Below are 24863 nucleotides of genomic sequence, written 5' to 3'. Positions count from 1 at the left end.
ACCGCCATGAATCCCCGGATCCCCGGCCTACTCCGCCTGCAGCACCAGCAGTGCGAGATCGTCCTCCGGCGGCTTCGGACCGAATTCGTGCACCAGGCGCCGGATCCGCTCGGCGATCAGCTCGGCGCTCAGGCCCGCGCAGCCGCTGAGGACCGTGGCGAGCCCTTCGGAGTCGTCGAACTGCCGGGCCCCGCTGCGCCGCTCCGTCACCCCGTCGGTGACGCACAGGAGGCTGTCGCCGGGGCGCAGCTCGAAGCTCCCGTACGTGTACGTGGCGTCCTCGAAGACACCGAGCAGAGTCTGCGGCTGGGCCACCTCGGTGAGCACCCTGCCGGAGGGTTCGAGGACCAGCGGCAGCGGATGCCCGGCGGACGCGATGGTGCAGTGCACACCGCCGTCGTAGGGGACCAGCTCGCCGTACAGCAGGGAGAGGAACCGGTTCTGCGGACCTTCGTCGGCAAGGCCGGGCCCGCCGGCCGCCACCAGGGAGCGGGCGGCGGCGTCCGCTGCCTCGGTCGCGTCGTCGAGGAGCAGCTGGTTGAGGCGGTCGAGGACGTCGGGCACCTCGTAACCCTCGCGGGCGAGCAGCCGCAGCCAGGGCCGGGCGAGGCCGATGACGACGGCGGCCTCGGGCCCCTTGCCCTGGACGTCGCCGAGCGCGAAGCACCAGCGCCCGTCCCCGGCCGGGAAGAGGTCGTAGAAGTCACCGCTCGGCCCGCCCTTGTCGCACGGCTCGTACACGAGTGCGCTGCGTACGCCCGGTATCTCGGCGACCGCTCCGGGCAGCAGGCCCCGCTGCAGTACGCGGCTGATGGTGGCCTGGCGCGCGTACTGCCGGGCCGCTCCGATGGCGAGCGAGACCCGACGGCTGAGGTCCTCGACGAGCCCGGTGATCTCGTCGGGGAAGCGGACGAGACCGGCCCGTCCGATGACGAGTGTGCCGAGCGGCCGGCCGCCCGCGATCAGCCGGTACGCGAGTGCCGTCCCGCTGTCCGCGCCCGCGCCGAGCGCTTCGCCGGGCCAGGGCATGGGAACGGGGCTGGAGCCCGCCGAGTCGGGCACGCGCGGCGGGTCCTTCTCGAGGAACAGGCGCAGCTCCTCGATACGGTTCTCGCTGCCGTGCCAGACGCGGGCGAGCCGTGGCCCGCCGATCAGGCCCCCGTCGGGCCGGCCCGGGGTCTCGTCCTCGAGCCACACCGCGCACCAGTCGGCGAGCCGCGGCACAAGCAGCTGCCCGGTGAGCGCGGCGACCAGGTCCTCGTCGAGCTGCCCGGCCAGCAGGTCGGAGGCCTCGGCGAGGAAGCAGAGGGCGCCGCGGTTGAGCCATTCCTGGTCCTGCAGCAGGGCGCCGCGGCGGGGCGCGGGGGCGAGGATCTCGGCGGCCCGCACTCCGCGCAGCAGGGCGTGTTCACCGGCGTACGCCTCTGGCTCGGCCGTCTCGTCGACGGGCGCGACCCCCGCGGAAGGCACGACGGGCAGCCGCGCCCACACGGTCTTGGTGCCGGTGCGGTAGGTGATGCCCCAGGACTCGGAGAGCGCGGAGACGAGCCGCAGACCTCGCCCGTGCTCGGCGGTGTCGTACGGCCGCTCCGCGCCGTCGCCGCGCACCGCGCGCGCCGGATGGTGGTCGGCGACCTCGATGGCGAGCACACCGGCGGGCGGTCCGGCAGCGCCTTCGGTGGTCTCGGCGTGCTCGGCGGTCTCGGGGTGCTCGGCGGCTTCGAGGCACATCTTCAGGCCTACGTCCGTGCCGGCGTGCACGACCGCGTTGGTGACGAGTTCGCTGACCACGACCACGGCGTCGTTGACGAGCTGGTCGGTGATGAACTCGACGCCGGGCAGGGCGAATTCGGTCCACTCGGCGAGCGCGGTGCGGACGAAGCGGCGGGCGGCTCCCGACGCGAGCGGGTTGCCCGGCAGCGATGTACGCGCGGCCGGGCGCGGGCGCTCAGGCGTATCAGGAGCACGGGACATGCTCTCCCGTCGCGTTGGTATGGCCCCCACTGTGCGGCTCCCTGAGCAGTTGGACGAATAGACCTCAGGCGGCATCGACAGAGTGACAGACTGACCCCGCCCATAAGCGCCGAGTTACCGAAGTGGGCCCGCATGAGTGAGAACAGTGCTACGCAAGTGCTCGAAGACGGACAGATTCGAGCATCGGATCTGCGTCCTCTGCTCGCTGCCATGGCCGCCACCCGGGACGGTGACTTCACGAAGGTGCCGGAGACGGGGCAGGGGCTGGTGGGCGAGCTGAACACGGTGTTCAACCAGATCATGGGCCGTGACGCGCACTTCAACTCCGAGGTGCAGCGCGTCCGCCGGGAGCTGGTGCGCCACGGCCGCCTCGACGAGCGGCTCTCCGCAAGCCCCGGCCAGGGGCAGTGGACGACCAGGGTCGACGATGTGAACCAGCTGCTCGACGCACTGGTGGCGCCCGCCGCGAACGCGACGCGCGTGCTGGACGCGGTGGCCGGCGGCGATCTGACCCAGCGGGTCGACCTGCATGACGGGAACCGTCAACTCCGGGGCGACCTTCGCCGGTTGGGGCGAGCCGTCAACAAGATGGTCGATCAGCTGTCCCTGTTCACCGGAGAGGTGACCCGGGTCGCCCGCGAGGTCGGCACGGAAGGACGGCTGGGCGGTCGCGCCAAGGTGACGGGCCTTTCCGGGAGTTGGCGGGACGTCACCGAGGCCGTCAACACGATGGCGGCCCGGCTGACGGCCCAGGTGCGGGACATCGCCCTGGTGACGACGGCGGTGGCGCAGGGCGACCTGACCCGCACGGTGACGGTGGAGGCGACGGGCGAGCTGCTCGAACTGAAGCTGACCGTGAACACGATGGTCGACCAGCTCTCCGCCTTCGCCGACGAGGTCACGCGGGTGGCCCGCGAGGTGGGCACGGAGGGTCAGTTGGGCGGCCGGGCGCAGGTGCGCGGGGTGTCCGGGGTGTGGAAGGACCTCACCGACAACGTCAACTTCATGGCGTCCAACCTGACCTCGCAGGTCCGCAACATCGCCCAGGTGACCACGGCCGTCGCAAACGGTGACCTCAGCCAGAAGATCACCGTCGACGCGCAGGGCGAGATCCTCGAACTCAAGTCGACGATCAACACGATGGTCGACCAGCTCTCCGCCTTCGCCGACGAGGTCACGCGAGTGGCCCGCGAGGTCGGCACCGAAGGCAACCTGGGAGGTCGAGCCCAGGTCCGTGGCGTATCGGGGGTCTGGAAGGACCTCACCGACAACGTCAACTTCATGGCGGACAACCTGACTTCACAGGTACGGAACATCGCCCTCGTCTCGACCGCCGTCGCCCAGGGCGACCTCGGCAAGAAGATCACGGTGGAGGCGAAGGGCGAGATCCTGGAGCTGAAGTCGACGATCAACACGATGGTGGACCAGCTCTCCGCCTTCGCCGACGAGGTCACGCGAGTGGCCCGCGAGGTCGGCACCGAAGGCAACCTGGGAGGTCAGGCCCAGGTCCGTGGCGTGTCCGGGGTCTGGAAGGACCTCACCGACAACGTCAACTTCATGGCGCTCAACCTGACTTCACAGGTACGGAACATCGCCCAGGTGACCACGGCCGTCGCGAACGGCGACCTGTCCAAGAAGATCACCGTCGACGCCCGCGGCGAGATCCTCGAACTCAAGGACACCGTCAACACGATGGTGGAGCAGCTGCGCGCCTTCGCCGACGAGGTGACCCGGGTGGCCCGCGAGGTCGGCACGGACGGACGGCTCGGCGGGCGTGCCCAGGTCCTCGGTGTCTCGGGTGTGTGGCGGGATCTGACCGACAACGTCAACTACATGGCGGACAACCTGACTTCACAGGTACGGAACATCGCGCAGGTCGCCACCGCCGTGGCCCAGGGGGACCTCTCCAAGAAGATCGACGTGGACGCGCGCGGCGAGATCCTGGAGCTGAAGACCACGATCAACACGATGGTGGACACCCTGTCGTCGTTCTCGTCCGAGGTGACGAGGGTGGCCCGCGAGGTGGGCTCCGAGGGCCAGCTCGGCGGTCAGGCAAGGGTCGAGGGCGTGTACGGCACCTGGAAGCGCCTGACGACCAACGTGAACGAGCTGGCCTCCAACCTCACCACCCAGGTACGCGCGATCGCCGAGGTGGCGTCCGCGGTGGCCCAGGGCGATATGTCCCGCTCCATCTCGGTGGAGACCCGCGGCGAGGTCACCGAGCTGAAGGACAACATCAACCTGATGGTGGCCAACCTCCGCGAGACGACCCGCGCGAAGGACTGGCTCGAGTCGAACCTCGCCCGCCTCGCCGCGCTGATGCAGGGCCACCGGGACCTGATGGAGGTCGCCGACCTGATCCTGCGCGAGCTGACGCCGCTGGTGAACGCACAGTACGGCGCGTTCTATCTGGCCGACCCCGACGAGGACAGCCCGGCGCTGCGAACGGCCGTGCCCGCCAAGGGACTTGCTTTCATCGCCGGGTACGGGGCGGCTCAGGGCGCGACCGTGGAGACCGGCGGGCTCCCGGTGCACGGGCTGGTGGCGCAGGCGGCCCGCGAGAAGAAGCGGATCCTCGTCGAGGAGGCACCGCCGGACTACATCAAGATCAACAGCGGTCTGGGCGAGGCGTCTCCGTCCAGCGTCGTCATCATTCCGATCCTCTTCGAGGACAAGCTGCTCGGCGTGGTCGAACTGGCCTCGTTCTCCCGCTTCTCCGATGTCCACCTGGCGTTCTTCGACCAGTTCGTGAACACCATCGGCGTCGCGATCAACACCATCATCGCCAACTCCCGTACGGAGTCCCTGCTCGGCCAGTCCCAGCAGCTGGCCACCCAGCTCCAGGAACGCTCCGACGAACTCCAGCGCCAGCAGGCCGAGTTGCAGCGCTCGAACGCCGAACTGGAGGAGAAGGCAGCGCTTCTGGCGACGTCGTCGCAGTACAAGTCGGAGTTCCTCGCGAACATGTCGCACGAGCTGCGCACACCGCTGAACTCGCTGCTGATCCTCGCCCGGCTGCTCTCCGACAACCCGGACGGCCATCTCTCCGAACAGGAAGTGCAGTTCGCGTCCACGATCCACCGCTCGGGCTCGGACCTGCTCCAGCTGATCAACGACATCCTCGACCTCTCGAAGATCGAGGCCGGCCGGATGGACGTACGCCCGAAGAAGCTGCCGCTGATCAAGCTGCTCGACTACGTCCACGCCACGTTCCGGCCGCTCACCATCGACCGGGGACTCGCCTTCGAGGTGGCGGTCGGCGAGGACGTACCGCGCGAGATGTACTCGGACGAGCAGCGCATCCAGCAGATCCTGCGCAATCTGCTGTCCAACGCGATCAAGTTCACCGCGAACGGCCGGGTCGAACTGCGCGTCAACCGCGTCAAGGACCCCGAGCACGGCTACACGCGCGGCGGCGACCACGACGAGGTGATCGCCTTCGCGGTGACCGACACCGGCATCGGTATCGCGCCGGAGAAACTCCCGGTGATCTTCGAGGCGTTCCAGCAGGCCGACGGCACAACCAACCGCAAGTACGGCGGTACCGGCCTCGGTCTGTCCATCAGCCGCGAGATCGCCAGGCTGCTCGGCGGCCGGATCATCGCCGAGAGCCAGCCGGGCGAGGGCTCCACCTTCACGCTTTACGTACCGGTCGCCAGCCCCGGCCACGCGGCGACCGGGCCCGTACCCGAGGAGCGCCAGTCACCCGCGCCCGAGCAGTTGTCCGCCGCGTCCACCGAGCCGTACACGGCCCACGACACGGACGACACCTGGCCCACGCCCACCAAGCTGGAGGCGTGGAAGGCGGGCCGGGCGGGTCAACTCCTGCCCGGGCGCCGGGTGTTGATCGTGGACGACGACATCCGCAACGTCTTCGCGCTCACGCATGTACTGGGCCGGGTCGGTATGCCCGTCCTGTACGCGGAGAACGGCCGCGAGGGCATCGAGACGCTGGAGCGCAATCCGGACGTCGAACTGGTCCTGATGGACATCATGATGCCGGAGATGGACGGCTACGAGACCATCGCCGCCATCCGACGCACCCCGCGCTGGGCCGGCCTTCCCATCGTCGCCCTCACCGCCAAGGCGATGCCGGGCGACCGCGAGAAGTCCATCGCCCGCGGCGCCAACGACTACGTACCCAAGCCGGTGGACGTCGATCAACTGCTGACCGTCGTCTGCGCCCTCCTGGACCCGGCCGGACAAGACGACGGACAAGACGAAGACGGACAAGACGACGAAGCGAAGGCGGAGGAACGCGGCGAGGAAACGGAAACCGTCGGCCCCGCCCCCGTCCCGTCGCCGAACGACTGAGGCAGGCAGACCAACACCATGAGTACTGAGGCACCGACCGAAGAGCGCGCCAGCATCCTCCTCGTGGACGACATGGAGGACAACCTGATCGCGCTGGAGGCCGTCCTGGGATCCCTCAACGAACCGCTGATACGGGCCCGTTCGGGCGAGGAGGCGATGAAGGCGCTGCTGCGGCAGCGGTTCGCCGTCGTGCTGCTCGACATCCGTATGCCGGGCATGGACGGTTTCGAGACCGCCGCGAACATCAAGCGGCTCGACCAGACCAAGGACGTCCCGATCATCTTCCTGACGGGCACGGACGCCGACTCGGGCTACGCCTTCCGCGGCTACGCCACCGGCGCCGCCGACTACCTCACCAAGCCCTTCGACCCCTGGGTCCTACGAGCCAAGGTCACAGTCTTCCTGGACCTCCACCGCAAAAACCGCCAACTGGAACGGATGCTTGCGCAGCAGCGGGCCCATGGCACGCAAGTGAATGCCCACCTGGACGCCTTGGAGAAACAACTGGCGGAGGTCTCCCCGGACTTGGCGGGCTTGCGCACGCAGGTCAGAGACCTCCGGGCCTTGGTGACGGGAAACGGCGCCCTGTGACGTAGGGGCGCGGGGCTGTATCAATGTGCGGCTCCGCCGCGATGGGGATCCGGTCCCCCCGCTCGAGCGGAGCCGAGAGTGGGGGAGCGACCAGCCACGAACAACCTGCAGGGGGCGCCCCGTAAGGGGCGCGGGGAACTGCGCGACCAGCCACGTACAACCCGCAGCCAACAGCCGAACCGCAGTTCCCCGCCCCTCCTGGAGGAAACGCCCGTTGGAAACGCTCAGCTCACGCCTCGCGAGAGCCTGCGTACATCTCCTCGATCAGCTCCTTGTACTCCCGCTCCACAACCGGCCGCTTCAACTTCAGACTCGGCGTCAGCTCACCATGCTCAATGTCGAGGTCCCGCGGCAGAAGCCTGAACTTCTTGATGGTCTGCCACTTCTGAAGCCCTTGGTTGAGCTGCTTGACGTATCCGTCGATGAGCTCAACCGTCGCGGGGTCGGCGACGACCTCCGCGTACGACTTGCCCGACAGCCCGTGCTCCTCGGCCCACCCGAGGATGGAAGGCTCATCGAGCGCGATGAGCGCGGTGCAGAAGTTCCGGTCGGCCCCGTGCACGAGGATGTTGGACACGTACGGGCACACCGCCTTGAACTGGCCCTCGACCTCGGCCGGCGCGATGTACTTGCCGCCGGACGTCTTGATGAGGTCCTTCTTGCGGTCGGTGATCCGCAGATAGCCGTCGGGCGACAGCTCCCCGATGTCACCGGTGTGGAACCAGCCGTCCGGCTCCAGCACCTCGGCGGTCTTCTCGGGCAGCTTGTGGTAGCCCTCCATGATCCCGGGCCCGCGCAGCAGGATCTCGCCGTCGTCCGCGATACGCACCTCGCAGCCGGGCAGCGGCTTGCCCACGGTCCCCGTGCGGTACGCCTCCCCCGGGTTTACGAAGGACGCGGCGGACGACTCGGTCAGTCCGTACCCCTCGAGGATGTGCACGCCGGCGCCGGCGAAGAAATAGCCGATGTCGGGCGCGAGCGCGGCCGATCCGGAGACGCAGGCGCGCAGATTGCCGCCGAAGGCCTCGCGCAGCTTGGAGTAGACGAGCGCGTCCGCGATCTTGTGCTTGGCGCCGAGGCCGAAGGGCACGGAGGCCGTACCGGTCCTGCGGAAGTTGTCCTGGCTGACCTTGGCGTACTCACGGGCGACCCCGGCCGCCCACTGGAAGATCTTGTACTTGGCGGGACCGCCGGCGCGGGCCTTGGCCGCGACGCCGTTGTAGACCTTCTCGAAGATGCGGGGCACGGCCGCCATGTACGTCGGCTTCACCACCGGCAGATTCTCGATGATCTTGTCCACGCGGCCGTCGACGGCGGTGACGTGTCCGACATCGATCTGCCCGGACGTGAGCACCTTGCCGAAGACATGCGCGAGCGGCAGCCACAGGTACTGCACGTCCTCGGCGCTGATCAGGCCGGTCGCGGAGGTCGCCTTGGCCATGTACGACCAGTTGTCGTGCGGCAGCCGTACGCCCTTGGGGCGGCCGGTGGTGCCGGAGGTGTAGATCAGCGTGGCGAGCTGGTCGGAGGTGATCGCACCGACCTTCTCCTTGATCAGGTCGGGGTTCTTCTCCAGGACGGCGGCGCCGCGCTTCTCCAGCTCGGCGAGGGTGAGCACCCAGTCGCCCTCGTCCTGCGAGGAGTCCACGCCGGTGCCGTCGATGACGACGACATGGGTGAGTTCGGGGAGTTCGGCCCGCTTCTCGCGCGCCTTGGCGAGCTGAGCGGCGTCCTCCGCGATCAGGACCTTGCTCTCGGAGTCGGAGAGGATGAACGCCGACTCCTCGGCGTTGGTCTGCGGGTAGACAGTCGTCGTCGCCGCGCCCGCGCACATGATGCCGAGGTCGGCGAGGATCCACTCGACCCGGGTGGCGGAGGAGAGCGCGACGCGCTGCTCCGGCTGAACGCCCAGTTCGATCAGGCCGGCAGCGATGGCGAAGACCCGCTCGGCGGCCTGCGCCCAGGTCAGCGACTTCCATTCGTCCGGGCCTTCGCCCGAAGCGGGGGGTACGGGGTAGCGGTAGGCCTCGGCGTCCGGTGTGGCCGCCACGCGCTCCAGGAAGAGGGCCGCCACGGAGGGCGGACGGTTCTCGATCAGGGTTTGTGTGTCGCTCACGACATCCTCCGGGCCCGCGACAGTGTGCGGCTGGCTCTTTGCGGCTGTTGTGTCACTCGCGGCCGCTGTTTAACTCGCGAGTAACCATCGAGTGGTGATCAGAGTAGAGCGCGACGGGCCCGTGCGTAAGAGGTCACGCTCCGCGATTCCCGAATCCCCGGATTCTTCACCCGCGGACGAGGTACGCTGCGTCAACCGGGCTGGTTCCAACCCGGCTGGCGTTGATCGTGGGAGACTCGACCGTTCGCTGAGCGGCCGAGCAGCGTGAGCCAGGAATCCCCCTGCTTCGGCTTGGGGAGGGTTCAATTGCTACAAAGACTCCACTCATTGAAGGGCCCGCCGCACTCTCGCGCGACGGGCCCTTAGAGTTCTCCATCGTAACCGGCGGTTACTTTTTACCCCTGCCGGAGGTCGCGCTCTCGTCGCTGGACAGCACCGCGATGAAGGCCTCTTGCGGAACCTCCACAGAGCCCACCATCTTCATCCGCTTCTTGCCTTCCTTCTGCTTCTCCAGCAGCTTCCGCTTACGGGAGATGTCACCGCCGTAGCACTTGGCGAGGACGTCCTTGCGGATGGCGCGGATGGTCTCGCGGGCGATGACCCGGGAGCCGATGGCCGCCTGGATGGGCACCTCGAAGGCCTGCCGCGGGATCAGCTCGCGCAGCTTGGCGACCAGCCGAACGCCATATGCGTACGCCTGGTCCTTGTGGGTGATCGCGGAGAACGCGTCGACCTTGTCGCCGTGCAGCAGGATGTCCACCTTGACGAGACTGGAGGTCTGCTCGCCGGTGGGCTCGTAGTCGAGGGAGGCATAGCCACGGGTCTTGGACTTCAGCTGGTCGAAGAAGTCGAAGACGATCTCCGCGAGCGGCAGCGTGTAGCGGATCTCGACGCGGTCCTCGGAGAGGTAGTCCATGCCGAGCATGGTGCCGCGGCGGGTCTGGCACAGCTCCATGATCGAGCCGATGAACTCGCTCGGGGCGAGAATCGTGGCGCGTACGACCGGCTCGTACACCTCACTGATCTTCCCCTCGGGGAACTCGCTCGGGTTCGTCACCGTGTGCTCGACGCCGTCCTCCATGATCACGCGGTAGACCACGTTCGGCGCGGTGGCGATCAGGTCCAGCCCGAACTCGCGCTCGAGGCGCTCCCGGATCACGTCCAGGTGCAGCAGCCCGAGGAATCCGACGCGGAAACCGAAGCCGAGGGCGGCGGAGGTCTCCGGCTCGTAGACCAGCGCGGCGTCGTTGAGCTGAAGCTTGTCGAGGGCGTCGCGCAGCTCGGGGTAGTCGGAGCCGTCCAGCGGATACAGGCCCGAGAAGACCATCGGCTTCGGGTCCTTGTAGCCGCCGAGCGCCTCGGTCGCCCCCTTGTTCAGGGTGGTGATCGTGTCACCGACCTTGGACTGGCGGACGTCCTTCACACCGGTGATGAGGTAGCCGACCTCACCGACTCCCAGGCCGTCGGCGGGGAGCATCTCGGGCGAGTTGGTGCCGATCTCCAGCAGCTCGTGCGTGGCGCCGGTGGACATCATCCGGATCCGCTCGCGCTTGTTGAGCTGCCCGTCGATGACTCGTACGTACGTCACGACGCCGCGGTAGGAGTCGTACACCGAGTCGAAGATCATGGCGCGCGCCGGGGCGTCCTTGACGCCGACGGGGGCGGGAACCTGGGCGACGACCTTGTCGAGCAGCGCCTCGACGCCGAGTCCGGTCTTGGCGGAGACCTTGAGGACATCGCCGGGATCGCAGCCGATGAGGTGGGCGAGCTCCTCGGCGAACTTCTCGGGCTGCGCGGCGGGCAGATCGATCTTGTTGAGTACGGGGATGATCGTGAGGTCGTTCTCCATCGCCAGGTAGAGGTTGGCGAGGGTCTGGGCCTCGATGCCCTGAGCGGCGTCGACGAGCAGGATCGTCCCCTCGCACGCGGCGAGCGACCGGGACACCTCGTACGTGAAGTCCACGTGCCCCGGAGTGTCGATCATGTTGAGGATGTGGGTGTTGCCCGGGTCCTCGGTCGGAGCCCAGGGCAGACGGACCGCCTGGGACTTGATCGTGATGCCGCGCTCGCGCTCGATGTCCATACGGTCGAGATACTGAGCGCGCATCTGCCGCTGCTCGACCACGCCGGTCAGCTGGAGCATCCGGTCGGCGAGCGTGGACTTGCCGTGGTCGATGTGCGCGATGATGCAGAAATTGCGGATCAGAGCCGGGTCGGTACGGCTCGGCTTCGGCACATTGTTAGGGGTCGCGGGCACGCAGGGTCCTGATTCTTGAGGTATCCGCAGGGGTCAGCGGCTCGGGTTCGGATCGATACGTAGGTTCCATGGTCCCACGGGCGGGGACCGGCGACGGGTTTGGGCCGGTAGGACTACGGCTGCTAGTCTGAGCAGCTGTGTCTCATGCCCTCTGAGTTGCCCCGTGTGGGCGTCCTCTGTGGGAGACGCAGACGGCTCCGCCGGGTCACCGGTGGGCCATTCGAAGATCAATCACCGGCGTGTGAGGCTCGTCCTCGTGCGCCTGAACCTGAAAAGGCTCATTCGTGGCGAACATCAAGTCCCAGATGAAGCGGATCAAGACCAACGAGAAGGCGCGGCTGCGCAACAAGGCCGTGAAGTCCTCGCTGAAGACCGCGATCCGCAAGGCCCGTGAGGCCGCTGCCGCGGGTGACGTCGAGAAGGCCACCGAGCTGCAGCGCGCTGCCGCGCGTCAGCTCGACAAGGCCGCCTCGAAGGGCGTCATCCACAAGAACCAGGCCGCCAACAAGAAGTCGGCGCTTGCTTCCCAGGTCGCTTCCCTCAAGGGCTGAACCTGTAACGCTCACTTGATCTGATCGCCGGAAGGACCCGAGCGGGCCCTCTCTCATCCGCTCCCGACCGGCACCACGGGTCCATGCGCGGCCTGCGTTCGCCACGCGGGCATGGACCCACCGGCTCACACCGAAGGCCCCGCCTTCCGCCCTTCCCCAGGGTTGGAGGCGGGGCCTTGGGCTTGGGCTTGGGCGGCGATGGGCTTCCTTGTTTCGCGACCTGGCGGGGAGCGCCCCTTCAGGGGCGCGGGGAACTGCGCGACCAGCCACGAACGACCCGCAGCCGCCCGCAAACCAAACCCACCACCCCCGTGGGCCGCCTAACCCCGTCGGGACCGCGCCGCTCGGGCGATCGCAACGACCGCCTTCTCGAGGGCGTACTCAGGATCATCGCCCCCACCCTTGACGCCCGCGTCCGCTTCCGCCACCGCCCGGAGGGCGACCGCGACGCCGTCCGGCGTCCAGCCCCTCATCTGCTGCCGCACCCGGTCGATCTTCCACAGCGGCATCCCGAGCTCACGGGCCAGGTCGGCCGGACGCCCCCCACGCGCGGAGGACAGCTTGCCGATGGCCCGCACGCCTTGCGCCAGCGCGCTGGTGATCAGCACCGGCGCAACCCCCGTCGACAATGACCACCGCAGCGCCTCGAGCGCCTCCGCCGCCCGCCCCTCGACGGCCCGGTCGGCGACCGTGAAGCTGGAGGCCTCGGCCCGCCCGGTGTAATACCGCCCGACGACCGCATCGTCGATCGTCCCCTCGACATCCGCGACCAGCTGCGCCACCGCGGACGCCAACTCCCGCAGATCACTCCCGATCGCATCGACAAGGGCCTGGCAGGCCTCCGGCGTGGCCGAACGCCCGAGCGTACGGAACTCACCGCGCACGAAGGCCAGCCGGTCCGCCGGCTTGGTCATCTTGGGGCAGGCGACCTCCCGCGCTCCCGCCTTCCGCGCGGCATCGAGCAGCCCCTTGCCCTTGGCCCCGCCGGCATGCAGCAACACCAGCGTGATCTCTTCGGCGGGCGCCCCGAAATACGCCTTCACGTCCTTGATCGTGTCCGCCGACAGATCCTGCGCACTCCGCACGACCACGACTTTCCGCTCGGCGAAGAGCGAGGGACTCGTCAGCTCGGCAAGCGTCCCCGGCTGCAACTGGTCCGACGTGAGGTCCCGTACATCCGTGTCCGGATCGGCGACCCGCGCAGCGGTCACCACCTCTCGCACGGCACGGTCGAGCAGCAGATCCTCCTGCCCGACAGCGATCGTGACGGGGGCGAGTACATCTGCTGCGTCTGCGGATTCAGTCTTCCTGGCCATCGCGCTCAAGCATCCCACGCAGCACTGACAACGCCCCCCGACGCGAGCCCGGCCGCATGGCTACGGCTCCTCCCGCCAGCCGTCCCACTCGCCCGCGAACTCGTCCAACTCCCCGGCGTCCAGCCGTCCTTCAGCATCCCGCAGGACCACCAGCCACTGCGCGTCCTCGGCATCGTCCTCACCGGCCAGGGCATCCCGTACGAGCTGCGGCTCCTCGTCTGTCCCGAACCGCTCCCCGAGCGCCTCCAGCGCCTCCTGGGCGGCATCGCGATCGGGCAGCACCAGCACATGTCTCACATCGCTCACACGGACATTTTCCGGTACGCGTCGAGCACCCGGTGCCGCAGCTCTGCCCTCACTGTGCAGACCTCGCTGTCCAGGCCTCGCCGTGGGCCTCGCTGTTCAGGCCTTGGGAACGATCTGTATGTCCAGGGCGACCCGGATGCTGGGACCGACCACGGCGATGCCCCTGGCAAGCATCGTCTGCCAGCTCACCGTGAAGTCGTCGCGCCGCAGCTCGGTGGTGGCCCGGCACGCCGCCCGCACCTCGCCCTCCATGCCGTTGCCCAGGCCGAGGTACTCGGTGTCGAGCGTGACCGTACGCGTCACACCGTGCAGCGACAGCGCCCCGGTGACCGCCCACCGGTTGCCGCCCTTGTGCACAAAGCGGTCGCTGTAGAACTCCAGCGTGGGGAAGCGGTCGACGTCGAGGAAGTCCGGCGACCGCAGATGGTCGTCGCGCATCTTCACGTTGGTGTCGATGGACGAGGCGTCGATCACCACGTGCATCGCCGTCAGATCAACCTGATCGGCGACCCGTATCACCCCGGCGAAAGTGTTGAACCGGCCATGAACCCGCGCCAGTCCGATGTGCCGCGCGGTGAACCCGATCGAGGAATGCGCCGGCTCGATCTCCCAGTCCCCCGGCTCGGGCAGCGCGGGGGGCTGGGCGACCCGAAGCGCCACATCGCCGAGCGAGGTCACGGAGTTCTCCCGCACCGTGGCGGTCTCGCGGAGCGGCGTATACCCCTCCGCCGAAACCCCGAGCCGGTACTCGCCGGCGGGAACCGTCGCGACGAACGACCCGAACGGATCCACGCCGCCACCGACCACTTTGCGTCCCATGGTGTCACTGACCGTGAACTCCGCATGCGACACCGGCTGGTTGACCGGATCCAGCACCCGGCAGCTGAGCATCCCGGCACCCGTCGGCATCGGCAGGGCAGCGCGGAGACCCGTCCCCGATCCTTGCACTCGGTTCTTACGGCTTCCCAGCCAAAGGCCGACCATTTACGACACACCTCGCGCAACATGAAACAAGACAAGATCTGCTGGTGTTGCATTCGACCACTGATGCGGCTTTCGAGGCAAGACTCGACCACATCGCGGGAATCCAGCAGATGTGCTGGATATTGGCATGATCAGCCCAAGTTGGCCGTTCCGCTTATGTTCCCCGCTTCAGGAACCCGCTCCCCCAACCGCCGGAACGCCCTCCAGCACGATTCCGAATCGCTCCCGGTACGCCTCCAGCACCTGCTCGTCCGTGGCCAGATCCGATCGCTGTTTCTTCCCATCGACGGCCGTGATCGTGAGCTTCCGCCCGCTGAGCGTGATCCGGCCACCGTCGTCGGTGACACGCGAACAGACGAGGGATCGCGTGAAGTGCGACACCGGCGAGGTGCTGTGCCACCAGGCACCGCTCACGCAGTCCTCGAGCACGCGCGGCCGTAGCTCCAGCCGGTACTGACGTGTGCCGTCCCGCAGGACATCCAGGTCCCCGGAGCCCGCCGCGCCCCCGCGCACCCCTGCCGGATCCACCCCGGCCTCGGCCAGCCGGAACGTGCCGGCCGGATCCACCTGCTCGCCCCGCTCCCCGAAAGCCAGCGGACAGTGGCTGTTCGCCCCGAACCCGACGTCGACCAGCCAGTCACCCCCGTCCGGCGTCCGCACCCGCAGCGCGAGATGGTCGAACGGAATGCCCAGCCGCTCCCCCTCCCCGTACACCCGCGCCGCGAGGAGCGTCACCTCGAAGCCCAACTCCGCGAGCAGCGCTCCGAACGCCCCGTTCAGCTCGTAACAGAAGCCGCCACGCCGGGCCCTCACCACCTTGTCCAGGAGCTGTTTCTCCTCCAGCACGATCTCCTCTCCCAAGTGGATCGACAGGTTCTCGAACGGCACGGTCAGCAAATGCCGCAGTTGCAGTTCCCGGAGCGCATCGGCGGTGGGCAGCGCGGGACGCTCGGCCCCGATCCGACGGAGATAGGCGTCTGCTTGTACGGATTCCATGCCTCCCAGTTTCCAGGACACCGCTCTCCGGCTCCCGGCCCACGACCCCCGGCTCCCGGCCCTCGACTCCCGACTCCCGGGCCTCATGATCCCGCCACCCACAGGCGGTCCCCCTCGCCGGCGACGGCCATCGCCCCCTCCTCGTCCGTACGCAGCACGGTGGCGCCCCCGGCACGCAGTGCCGCCACCGTGCTCGGTGCCGGATGTCCGTACGGGTTGTCCACGCCCGACGAGATGAGCGCGAGGCGTGGCGCTGTCCTGCGTATGAGCTCCGGGTCCTGGTAGGCCGACCCGTGATGGGCGACCTTGAGCACGTCCACGCCACCCAGTGCGGCGCCGGCCGGGGATCTCAACAGGGCCTGCTGGGCGGGTGGTTCGAGGTCCCCGAGCAGGAGCAGGGTCAGCCCGGCCGACCGTACGAACAGGGCGACACTCGCGTCGTTCGGGCCCTCAGGAGTCGGGGCCGGGCGGGGCGGCGGCCACAGCACCCGCCAGTCGAGCGCGCCTGTACGCCGCCGCTCCCCCGCCACCGCCCGGGTCACCGGGATACGTCGGGCCGCCGCCTGCCGGTGCACGAACTCCGCCTGGTCCAGCGGCTCTTCGAATCCCGTCGTCTCGATCGCGCCTACCGAACGCCCGCGCAGCACGCCCGGCAGCCCCGCCACATGGTCCGCGTGGAAGTGGGTCAGTACGACGATGGGGATCTTGGTGATGCCAAGTGTGCGCAGGCACCGGTCGACGAGGACCGCATCCGGTCCCGCATCGACCACCACACCGGCGCCGTCCCCCGCCGCGAGCACCATCGCATCGCCCTGTCCCACGTCGCACATCGCGAACCGCCAGCCCGGTGGCGGCCACCCCGTGATCACCCGGGTGATGGGCGCCGGCTGCACCAGCACCAGCAGGAGCAGCAGCGCGCAGGCACCGCTCAGCCAGGGGTGCCTCAGGAGCCTCCGGCCGACGAGTACGAGCACCACGGTCACGCATGCGAGCAGCAGCGCGCCCATCCAGCTGTCCGGCCAGTCCACGCCGGCGCCGGGCAGGGCGGCTCCGGCGCGGGCGATGTCCGCGATCCAGCCCGCCGGCCAACTCGCGCACCACGCCAGCGCCTTGGCAACCGGCATCGCCCACAAGGCGGTGGCCAGCGTCGCGAAGCCCAGCACCGTGGCGGGCGCGACCGCGAACTCCGCGAGCAGATTGCACGGCACCGCCACCAGGCTCACCCGTGCCGAGAGGACGACGACCACAGGCGCGCATACGGCCTGCGCCGCACCCGCCGCGGCCAACGCCTCGGCGAGCCGCGGCGGGACCCGCCGCCTCTGGAGTGCGGCGCTCCACCTCGGGGCCAGGGTGAGGAGGGCGCCGGTCGCGAGTACGGAGAGCAGGAAGCCGTAACTCCTGGACAGCCAGGGGTCGTACAGCACCAGGAGCAGAACCGCCGTGGCCAGCGCCGGAATCAGGGACCTGCGGCGGCCGGTGGCGATGGCCAGCAGCGCGATCGATCCGCAGGCCGCCGCCCGCAGCACACTCGGGTCCGGCCGGCACACGATGACAAAGCCGAGCGAGAGCGCCCCTCCGAGTACGGAGGTCGTCCGCAACGGGATGCCGATTCTGGAGGCGAGGCCTCGGCGCTCGGCGTGCTGCGCAAGGCCCGGCGGTCCGATGAGCAGGGCGAGCAAGATCGTGAAGTTGGCCCCGCTGACGGCCAGAAGGTGAGTGAGATCAGTCGCCTTGAACGACTCGTCCAGCTCCGGGGTGATCCGCGAGGTGTCCCCCACCACCAGCCCTGGCAACAGCGCCCGCGCATCCGGCTCCAGCCCCTCGGTCGCCGCGCGTAGCCCACCGCGCAACTCCCCCGCGAACCGCTGCGCCTCCGACGGCTCCCCCACTACTCGCGGTGGCCCACTGCCCTGCACCCGCAACACGGCCGCGACTCGCCCGCCGTCCCCCAACTCGGGCACGACCCGCGCCTCAACCCGCACCTTCGCGGAGGGCAGGAGGGAAAGCCAGGGCGAGCCCTGCGCCTTCCCGGACGGGACGCCGGGCTCCGATGCGGCTCCGGGATCGTCGCCGGTTTCCGACCCCGCCCCGGATCTGTCGCCGGATCCCGCCCCCATCGTCACGACCACCAGTACCGGTGTCCGCGTCGCCGTCACCGTCCCGTCCGGCTGCTCGATGCGGCGCACGTCGGCATTGAGCAGTACGGCGGTCGGGGCGGCGTGGGCCCCCCTGATCCGGGGGCGGGTGAGCCGGGGGTCCGAGGTGACCTCCACCTCGGCGGTCACCTCGGAGTACTGGCGCGCCAACTCCGGGACCGGGCCACGGCGCAGGTCCGCCCCGTGCAGCCCGCCGGAAGCAGCCGCTGCCGCCACGCAGAGCAGCACGGCGGCGACGGAGGCTTTCGGCCAGGTACGCCACAGAGGGCTTCGCCGCGCGCGGTTGGGCTCCGGAGCGGCGGCGCGATTGCGCTCCGGCTCGGCATGCCTGCGGCCAGATTCGCCGTGACTGCGTTCCGGATCGGCGCGGTTGCCGTCCGACTCGCCCCTGCCGCCGTCCAATCCGCCACTCCCGCGGCTCGGTTCACTGTGGCTGCGGCCCGGTTCGGCGTACCTGCGTTCAGGTTCGGCATGCCTGCGGCCCGACCCGCAGTGGCTACGGTCTGGATCGGCGCGGTTGCCGTCCAACCCGCCCCTGCCGCCGTCTGATCCGCCACTCCCGCGGCCTGGTTCACCGTGGCTGCGGCCCGCCTCGCTATGGCCGCGGTGCGACACACCGCGCTCGCGGTTTCGGCCGGTGACCAGCAACCAGCCCGCCGCGACCAGGCAGACGGCCACCACCCCGATGGTCCAGCCCGGTGACGCGCCCAGCGTCAGTGCTGCCGTCGCCCATGCCGCCAGTGCGGGCGGCACCAACCGCAGGTCGGTGGGCCCTTCTTGGCGAGGACGCGAGGAACCGAGCGGGCTCCCAGAGGCGGCGTGCACGGCCGAGCGGTCGCGCACGCCAGAGTTGGGCGCGCCGGGGCCGGGCTCGGCAGGGCCAGGCGCACAGGGGCCAGGCGCGCCGGGGTCGCGTACAGCGGGGCCGGCCACAGCGGAGCTGGACGGATGAACCTCCGGGCCATTCATGGTCGTACGAGATTCTGCAGATCGGCGAAACGACGATCACCGATGCCGTTCACTTCACGGAGTTCGTCGACCGAACGGAACCCGCCGTGCTGCGTGCGGTAGTCGATGATGTGCTGGGCCAGCACGGGGCCGACGCCCGGCAATGTGTCGAGCTGCTCCAGGGTGGCCGTGTTGAGGGCGACCGGAGTGGCCGGAGCGGCGGCTCCTCCAGGACCGACAGCGCCCGCGGCACCAGCGCCGCCTGTGCCTCCGGGCGCGCCGGCTCCCGTCCCGGTGGGCGGAGCCCCGACCACCACCTGCTCTCCGTCCACAAGGAGCCGGGCGCGGTTCAGCCCCACGGTGTCCGTGCCCGGGCGCACTCCTCCGGCGGCCCGCAGCGCGTCGGCGACCCGGGAACCGGCCGGCAACCTGTGGATACCGGGTTCGCGCACCTTGCCGCTGACGTCCACCACGATCGCGGTGCCCGGCGCGCCCACGGGGTCCCGAGCGGCTGTTGAGGACCCGGGTGCCACCGCCGCTTCCTCGTACGGAGCCGAGGGTGCCGCCCGTACCACCTCCGGTGGACGCACCGGCTCGGTTCGGCCCGACCAGAAGTGCTGACCCGCGAAGACGGCGGCCACCACGAGCAACGCCGAGAACGCGAACACGCTCTTTCGCTCCAGCCCGCATCTCGACTGGAGCCACAGCGGCATCCGCTCCCGCACGGCAAGCCCAACCCGCTCCCGCCACGCGGCTTCAGCCCTGGTCGCAGCTCCGGCTACGGCCTCGGTCTCGCCCACTTCTGCGCGAACTGCCCCCACCGCGTCGCCGCCAACTACACGGTCGCGATAGTCCGCGGGCTCACCCCGAGGGCTGCCGCTGCCGGGCCGTGGGAAGTGCGGCGGCCCGGCCACACCGGTCCTCGGGCCACCCCCGGGCGGCCCATGCCCCAACCCCCGCCGCTCTCCGGCCCGTTCGGCGAAGATCGCCTCCGCGCGCAGGCGGAGTGCCTCCGCCGAGGCCTGGTGACGACGGGCCCTGCCTCGGTAAGGGCGGCGACGATGCCGGATGCGGCCGTCGGAGACGGGACCGCGGCCCGGGCCACTGGTAGCTGCTGTTGTCCGTGAAGGTGATCGAAGTGCCATGCGACGAGAATCGGGCACGACGGAGCCCTCGCGATGATCTTGCTCAATTCCCGTGGATTACCACCCTGTTGTGGATAACTCCGTCACCCGCACGAGGAGCCTGACGCGGTACCCAACGCGGAGCCCGACGAAGCACTCGCGCACGCGACACACGACTCCCCCACACAATCCACACACTTTGCGAGATACATCACAGCGAAAAACTCACCAACCACCGTGAAAACTCACCGAGGCGAGACCACTGCCCCCAACAACCCGGGCCCTGTATGCGCCCCGATGACAGCCCCGACCTCGCTCACATGCAGATCGGCCAGGCCCGGCACCCGCGCCCGCAACCGCTCCGCCAGCGCCGACGCCCGCTCAGGCGCGGCGAGATGGTGGACCGCGATGTCGACCTGTGCGCTCCCCGCCCGGCCGGCCACGATCTCCTCGAGGCGGGCGATCGCCTTCGACGCGGTGCGCACCTTCTCCAGCAGTTCGATGCGGCCGCCGTCAAGCTCCAGCAGCGGTTTCACGGCCAGCGCGGACCCGAACAGGGCCTGCGCCGCCCCGATTCGGCCGCCCCGGCGCAGATAGTCCAGCGTGTCGACGTAGAAGTACGCGGATGTGCCGGCGGCCCGCTTCTCCGCCGCGGTCACCGCCTCGTCGATCGTGCCGTCCGCCTCCGCGGACTCGGCCGCGGCCAGGGCGCAGAAGCCGAGAGCCATGGCGACCATGCCCGTGTCCACAACCCGTACGGGCACCGGAGCCTCGCGCGAGGCGAGGACGGCCGCGTCGTACGTACCCGAGAACTCGGCGGACAGATGCAGCGAGACGATGCCGGTGGCGCCCGACTCGGCGATCTTGCGGTAGGTCTGGGCGAAGACCTCGGGACTGGGCCGGGACGTGGTGACGGGGCGTCGCTTCTGCAGTGCCTGGGCCAGCGAGCGGGCCGAGATCTCGGTGCCCTCTTCGAGCGCCTGGTCGCCGAGAACCACTGTCAGGGGCACCGCCGTGATGCCGTGGCGCTCCATCGTCCGCGGCGGCAGGTAGGCCGTTGAATCGGTGACGATAGCGACATGGCGGGACATGAGCTGGAGATTACCCGCAGGAACGCGCGGGCGGCAGCCCGGCACTGAGCGCTCCGCTGGAAATGCGGTTCGAAACTGCGGGTCCGTCGTGGCTGGTCGCGCCCACGCGGCGGAGCCGCATAGTGTCACGCGCCGCGCCCCTTCGGGGCGCTGGTCGGCCACGCGGCGGAGCCGCACATTGATGCAGCCTCGCGCCCCTTGAGGGGCGGTACCGCACCGGACTTCGCCAAGGCCGCTCAGGCGACCGTTGCCGCCGGATCGGCCGGTTCACGTCGTGCTCCCGGATCAAGTCGTGCTCTCCGGGCGGGGCTTCTTCTCCCAGGGGTAGGTGGGCCGCGCCGCCGGCGGCGTGATGGCGGGCCGGGTGGGCGTGGGCTCCTCCTCGGCGGTGCGCGACGGAGCCGTGTCCGGCCAGGTCTGCTGGTCGCCAGGCGCCGCCGGTGCCTCCGGCCACGGGGGCGGCGGCTGAGCGGGCGCCGGCTCCTTCGTCCAGTGCCGCAGCGCACCCGCCTCCATGTCGATCTGCTGGCTCAGTGAGTCCAGGTCGTCGCCCGCGAACCGACGGGCCCGGTCGCGCGCCGCCGAGCGCAGGGCGTCGGCCGACTTCGTGATCTGCTCCGTACGCTCCCGCAGCTCCGGCAGCTGCTCGACGAGGCGGGCTCTGTTCGGCTCGCGCTCCAGTCGCTTCATGTCGGCGTCCAGTTCGTGGCCGTGCGCGCTGAGTCGCTGGAAGAGGGCCAGGGACTCCTTCAGCGACTCGTCCTCCGCCACGCCCGCGTGCAGCGCGTCCTGGGTGGCACGCATCGATGTGCGCAAGGAGAGCCGCAGTTGGGCCAGCTCACCGAACACTCCCGGCTGTGCGAAGGTCTTCGCCCTGAGTGTGGAGTCCTCGACCGTGCGGCGGGCCTGCGCGACGGTGCGGTCCACGCCGCGCTTGGCGGCGCCGACCGCCTTCACCGTCGCATACGTCCCCAGGACCACGAACAGCACGAAGATCAGCGCCACGATTGCGACCACGGCTTCCATGACGGCGTTCCTCTCGGGTCCTGCTTGTCGGTACTGCTTCCAGGTCCTGCTTGAAGTGCCTGCGGGCTCTTCCACGGTAAACGGAAAAAGCAGGTTGGGGGTTCCAGCGGAACCCCCAACCTGCCCGTAGGGGACTACCCCGACCCGCGTTACGCGGGAACGATGTTCACCAGCTTCGGTGCCCGCACGATCACCTTGCGGATCCCCGCGCCGTCCAGCGCCGCCACGACCTTGTCGTCACCCAGGGCCGCCTTCTCCAGCTCCTCGTCGGAGATCGACGGGGACACCTCCAGGCGCGCCTTGACCTTGCCCTTTACCTGCACGACGCAGGTCACGGTCTCGTCCACGACGTACACCGGGTCGGCGACCGGGAAGTCCTGGTGGACGACCGAGTCGGTGTGCCCCAGCTTGCGCCACAGCTCCTCGGCGATGTGCGGGGCCAGAGGTGCGACCAGCAGCACCAGGGACTCGGCGACCGTGCGCGGCACGGGGCCCCCCGCCTTCGTCAGGTGGTTGTTCAGCTCGGTGACCTTGGCGATGGCGGTGTTGAAGCGCAGGCCCTCCAGGTCCTGGCGTACGCCGTCGATCGCCTTGTGCAGGGCACGCAGCGTGTCCTCGTCCGGCTCGCCGTCCGTGACCGTGACCGCGCCGGTGGCCTCGTCCACGACGTTGCGCCACAGCCGCTGCAGCAGCCGGAACTGGCCCACCACCGCGCGCGTGTCCCACGGCCGCGACACGTCCAGGGGTCCCATGGCCATCTCGTACAGACGCAGCGTGTCCGCCCCGTACTCGGCGGAGATCTCGTCCGGAGTGACCGCGTTCTTCAGGGACTTGCCCATCTTGCCCAGCAGGCGGGTGACCTTCTCGCCCTCGTAGTAGTACGCGCCGTCGCGCTCCTCCACCTCGGCGGCGGGCACCGCGATGCCCCGGCTGTCGCGGTACACGTAGGCCTGGATCATGCCCTGGTTGTACAGCTTGTGGAACGGCTCGGCCGACGAGACGTGCCCCAGGTCGTACAGGACCTTGGACCAGAAGCGCGCGTACAGCAGGTGCAGCACGGCGTGCTCCGCGCCGCCCACGTACAGATCGACGCCCCCGTGCGGCATGCCCTCGCGCGGGCCCATCCAGTAGCCCTCGTTCTCCGGGTCGACCAGCTTCTCGCTGTTGTGCGGGTCCAGGTAGCGCAGCTCGTACCAGCAGGAACCGGCCCAGTTGGGCATGGTGTTGGTCTCACGGCGGTACTTGCGCGGGCCGCGGCCGTCGCCCAGGTCCAGGGTGACGTTCACCCAGTCCTCGTTGCGGGACAGCGGAGTCTCCGGCTCGGTGTTCGCGTCGTCCGGGTCGAAGGTGCGCGGCGAGTAGTCCTCGACCTCCGGCAGCTCCAGGGGCAGCATCGACTCGGGCAGCGGGTGGGCGATGTCTTCCTCGTCGTAGACGATCGGGAAGGGCTCGCCCCAGTAGCGCTGGCGGCTGAACAGCCAGTCGCGCAGGCGGAAGTTGACGGTGCCCTCGCCGATGGCCTTGCGTTCCAGCCACTCGGTGATGCGGGCCTTGGCGTCGGCGACGCCCATGCCGTCCAGGGAGATGTCGGTGCTGGCGGAGTTCACGATCTTCGCGTCGTACGACACGAAGGCGTCGTCCCACGTCGACGGGTCGGTGCCGCGGCCGTCGGCCGGCTCGACGACACAGCGGATCGGCAGCTCGAAGGCGCGCGCGAAGGCGAAGTCGCGGCTGTCGTGCGCCGGGACTGCCATGATCGCGCCGGTGCCGTAGCCCATCAGCACGTAGTCGGCGATGAAGACCGGAATCCGCTCGCCGTTGACCGGGTTGGTCGCGTACGTGCCGATGAAGACGCCGGTCTTTTCCTTGGCCTCGGCCTGGCGCTCGACGTCCGACTTCGAGGCGGCCTGCGCGCGGTAGGCGGCGACTGCCTCGGACGGGGTCGCGTGGCCGCCGGTCCACACCTCGTGAGTGCCCTCGGGCCATTCCTGAGGCGTGAACTTCTCGACCAGCGGATGCTCCGGCGCCAGCACCATGTAGGTCGCGCCGAACAGGGTGTCCTGGCGCGTGGTGAAGACCGTGATGTTCTCGCCGTCGATCGGGAAGTCGACGCGGGCGCCCTCGGAACGGCCGATCCAGTTGCGCTGCTGCAACTTGATGGCCTCGGGCCAGTCCAGCGCTTCCAGGTCGTCCAGCAGCCGGTCGGCGTAGGCGGTGATGCGCATGTTCCACTGGCGCAGCTTGGCCTTGAAGACGGGGAAGTTGCCGCGTTCGGAGCGGCCGTCCGCGGTCACCTCCTCGTTCGCCAGGACTGTGCCCAGGCCGGGGCACCAGTTGACGGGTGCGTCGGAGGCGTACGCCAGCCGGAAGCCGCTCAGGACGTCGGCGCGCTCGGCGGCGGTCAGGTCATGCCACCCCCGCCCGCCGGGAACAGCCCGCTCACCGCTCTCGAACCGGGCGACCAGCTCGGAGATCGGGCGGGCCTTCTGCGCCTCGTCGTCGTACCAGGAGTTGAAGATCTGCAGGAAGATCCACTGGGTCCACTTGTAGTAGTCCGGGTCGATCGTCGCGAACGAGCGGCGGTTGTCGTGGCCCAGGCCCAGCCGGCGCAGCTGCACCTGCATGTTCTTGATGTTGGCCTCGGTGGACACGCGCGGGTGCGTGCCGGTCTGCACGGCGTACTGCTCGGCGGGCAGGCCGAAGGCGTCGAAGCCCAGCGTGTGCAGGACGTTGTGGCCGGTCATGCGCTGGAACCGGGCGTACACATCGGTGGCGATGTAGCCCAGGGGGTGGCCGACGTGCAGGCCCGCACCGGAGGGGTACGGGAACATGTCCATGATGAACTTCTTGGGCTTGGCCACCAGTGCGGAGTCAGCGGCCAGGTCGCCGGTGGGGTTTGGCGCCGCGTAAGTGGCGTTCGCCTCCCAGAAGTCCTGCCAGCGTGCCTCGATCTCGTCGGCCATGGCGGCCGTGTAGCGGTGCGGCGCCACCACCTCGGAGGCGGCGGCGGGGTTCGTCTCGCTCATGATCCTCAAAGCTCCATCGATCGTCTCTGCCAGCGGCCTGGGAAATGAAAAAGCCCCTCGCACAGGAGGGGACGCCGCGCCGATTCC

15 protein-coding genes are annotated in these 24863 nt (G+C 69.4%); 3 read left to right on the top strand and 12 right to left on the bottom strand.

The window, feature by feature from the left end:
* Positions 1–27: 27 nt before the first annotated feature.
* Positions 28–1974, bottom strand: coding sequence for a SpoIIE family protein phosphatase (locus ABD357_RS42185; RefSeq protein ID WP_344396877.1), 1947 nt, complete (start codon positions 1972–1974; stop codon positions 28–30).
* A 210-nt stretch (positions 1975–2184) separates the two neighbouring features.
* On the opposite strand from ABD357_RS42185, the gene ABD357_RS42180 reads away from it, so the two are divergent.
* Entirely contained in the window at positions 2185–6288 is a 4104-nt protein-coding gene (locus ABD357_RS42180) for a HAMP domain-containing protein (protein ID WP_344396876.1), read from the top strand.
* Positions 6289–6306: 18 nt separating this feature from the next.
* A complete protein-coding gene (locus ABD357_RS42175; protein WP_344396875.1) occupies positions 6307–6879 on the top strand; it encodes a response regulator in 573 nt (190 codons plus the stop codon).
* Between the two features lie 229 nt (positions 6880–7108).
* Here ABD357_RS42175 and ABD357_RS42170 read toward each other — a convergent pair whose 3' ends face one another.
* Both ABD357_RS42170 and lepA read right to left on the bottom strand, forming a co-directional pair.
* Positions 7109–8995 (bottom strand): AMP-dependent synthetase/ligase, encoded by a 1887-nt coding sequence (locus tag ABD357_RS42170; protein ID WP_344396874.1) that lies wholly within the window; start codon positions 8993–8995, stop codon positions 7109–7111.
* A 388-nt stretch (positions 8996–9383) separates the two neighbouring features.
* Positions 9384–11252: a translation elongation factor 4 gene (lepA, locus tag ABD357_RS42165; protein ID WP_344396872.1), complete on the bottom strand. Its 1869-nt coding sequence runs from the start codon at positions 11250–11252 to the stop codon at positions 9384–9386.
* Between the two features lie 284 nt (positions 11253–11536).
* On the opposite strand from lepA, the gene rpsT reads away from it, so the two are divergent.
* The gene (gene rpsT / locus ABD357_RS42160; RefSeq protein WP_165341355.1) at positions 11537–11803 is read left to right on the top strand and encodes a 30S ribosomal protein S20; all 267 of its coding nucleotides are present in this window, start codon (positions 11537–11539) and stop codon (positions 11801–11803) included.
* 320 nt (positions 11804–12123) lie between these two features.
* On the opposite strand, the gene holA is transcribed toward rpsT, so the two are convergent.
* The 9 genes from holA to leuS all read right to left on the bottom strand — a co-directional run bounded on the left by holA (position 12124) and on the right by leuS (position 24776).
* On the bottom strand, positions 12124–13119 hold the full coding sequence (holA, locus tag ABD357_RS42155; RefSeq protein WP_344396870.1) for a DNA polymerase III subunit delta: 996 nt from the start codon (positions 13117–13119) through the stop codon (positions 12124–12126).
* 60 nt (positions 13120–13179) lie between these two features.
* On the bottom strand, positions 13180–13425 hold the full coding sequence (locus ABD357_RS42150) for a hypothetical protein (protein ID WP_344396869.1): 246 nt from the start codon (positions 13423–13425) through the stop codon (positions 13180–13182).
* Between the two features lie 96 nt (positions 13426–13521).
* On the bottom strand, positions 13522–14409 hold the full coding sequence (locus ABD357_RS42145; RefSeq protein ID WP_344396868.1) for a YceI family protein: 888 nt from the start codon (positions 14407–14409) through the stop codon (positions 13522–13524).
* A 168-nt stretch (positions 14410–14577) separates the two neighbouring features.
* On the bottom strand, positions 14578–15405 hold the full coding sequence (locus tag ABD357_RS42140) for an arylamine N-acetyltransferase family protein (RefSeq protein WP_344396867.1): 828 nt from the start codon (positions 15403–15405) through the stop codon (positions 14578–14580).
* Between the two features lie 83 nt (positions 15406–15488).
* On the bottom strand, positions 15489–18386 hold the full coding sequence (locus tag ABD357_RS42135) for a ComEC/Rec2 family competence protein (RefSeq protein WP_425585237.1): 2898 nt from the start codon (positions 18384–18386) through the stop codon (positions 15489–15491).
* Positions 18387–18526: 140 nt separating this feature from the next.
* Entirely contained in the window at positions 18527–19654 is a 1128-nt protein-coding gene (locus ABD357_RS42130; protein ID WP_344396865.1) for a ComEA family DNA-binding protein, read from the bottom strand.
* Between the two features lie 224 nt (positions 19655–19878).
* Positions 19879–20724: a DegV family protein gene (locus tag ABD357_RS42125; RefSeq protein ID WP_344396864.1), complete on the bottom strand. Its 846-nt coding sequence runs from the start codon at positions 20722–20724 to the stop codon at positions 19879–19881.
* Between the two features lie 285 nt (positions 20725–21009).
* Entirely contained in the window at positions 21010–21750 is a 741-nt protein-coding gene (locus tag ABD357_RS42120) for a hypothetical protein (protein WP_344396863.1), read from the bottom strand.
* Positions 21751–21899: 149 nt separating this feature from the next.
* Positions 21900–24776, bottom strand: coding sequence for a leucine--tRNA ligase (gene leuS / locus ABD357_RS42115; RefSeq protein ID WP_344396862.1), 2877 nt, complete (start codon positions 24774–24776; stop codon positions 21900–21902).
* Between the last annotated feature and the right edge of the window lie 87 nt (positions 24777–24863).

The organism is Streptomyces vastus (assembly GCF_039532825.1).
Taxonomy (GTDB): domain Bacteria; phylum Actinomycetota; class Actinomycetes; order Streptomycetales; family Streptomycetaceae; genus Streptomyces; species Streptomyces vastus.
The sequence above is the reverse complement of the archived record's forward strand: the minus strand, read 5'-3'. Positions and strand labels throughout refer to the sequence as shown.